This is a genomic window from Neptunomonas sp. ABH4_499 (genome assembly GCF_056160565.1).
Genome location: NZ_JBSWXK010000057.1, coordinates 1 through 250, shown reverse-complemented (window position 1 = coordinate 250; position 250 = coordinate 1). Strand labels below are relative to the sequence as shown.

1 pseudogene is annotated in these 250 nt (G+C 50.8%); it reads right to left on the bottom strand.

The window, feature by feature from the left end:
- Positions 1 to 250, bottom strand: a pseudogene (locus tag ACXAF9_RS18220) (IS5/IS1182 family transposase); the annotation flags it as partial.

The window sequence follows — 250 nt, the reverse complement described above, 5'->3', positions numbered from 1 at the left end:
TTGATCGCCTTGCGCATCCGCTTGAACTGTCGCGCATGGCCATATCGACCAATTTTGGGCATCAGATCCTGACAGGCTTTATCGTACGTCTGTCGGAGCGTGATCCGATGTGCATGAGCCACTGATATCAGAGTTTTCCGGGCTTTATGGTATAGCTTAGCATCGGTAGGAAAGGTGATGTTCTTTTCCTGAACCGTCGTATCAACGACCACTCGATTGAGGCTCGATGGCTTCACTGCCCCAAGCGTTA